General features: G+C 42.9%; 2 protein-coding genes. One reads left to right on the top strand and one right to left on the bottom strand.

Annotated features, from left to right (window positions below; all coding sequences use genetic code 11):
* On the bottom strand, positions 1 to 148 hold a 148-nt coding region (locus R8O11_RS29090), incomplete at its 3' end, for a DUF1289 domain-containing protein (protein ID WP_318195104.1).
* Between the two features lie 173 nt (positions 149 to 321).
* Here R8O11_RS29090 and R8O11_RS29085 point away from each other — a divergent pair.
* Entirely contained in the window at positions 322 to 537 is a 216-nt protein-coding gene (locus tag R8O11_RS29085; RefSeq protein WP_005375557.1) for a DUF3820 family protein, read from the top strand.
* The last annotated feature ends 79 nt before the right edge of the window (positions 538 to 616 follow it).

The raw sequence follows: 616 nt of genomic DNA, 5'->3' as shown, positions 1-616 counted from the left end.
TGGAGTCTTCTCCGGTGATTTGCTCGATAATGGTTTCTCGTTGGAGTTCGGTTTTGTCTTTCCATTGGATGATTTCATCCATCGTTCGGTGACAGCCAGAACAAATTCCAGCGTTATTTTTACAGGCTGCTCTACACGGTGACTTCATTGCATTCTCGTTCTAATTTTTAATGTCGCGTACTCTAGCACAAAGCAACTCAAAGCCGTCAAAATAAACCGCCCTAACGATCGTTGAGCTTCTTGCCTTATTTGGTCCTTTAACTGGTGAGGGAGCACCGCTGGTGGTACTCTTGCGTGAGATGTCTTAACCGCGCTTCATTTATGTTAGAAAAAGAAAACCTGATTAAACTGGCAAGAATGCAAATGCCATTTGGCAAATATGCAGGCAGAGTACTTATTGATTTACCTGAGGAATATTTGCTGTGGTTTGATAAAAAGGGCTGGCCGAGCGGCGAGTTAGGTGACCTATTAAAGCTGTGTTTAGCGTTAAAAATTGAAGGGCTAGACAGCGTCGTGAAACCTTTGAAAAGGATGTAACCTGCCTCTGTAACCCTATTTCCCACGATACAGTGTGTTTTACTTCTAAAGAGTCAGACTGCCTGACTCTTTTTTCTTT

Source organism: Vibrio sp. 1288 (assembly GCF_033344475.1).
Note: the sequence above shows the minus strand (reverse complement) of the source record. Positions and strands in the feature narration are given on the sequence as shown.

What these genes read in the sequence shown, in the direction of transcription:
- R8O11_RS29085 (WP_005375557.1), top strand. Translation starts at nt 322, where the DNA reads ATGTTAGAAAAAGAAAACCTGATTAAACTGGCAAGAATGCAAATGCCA.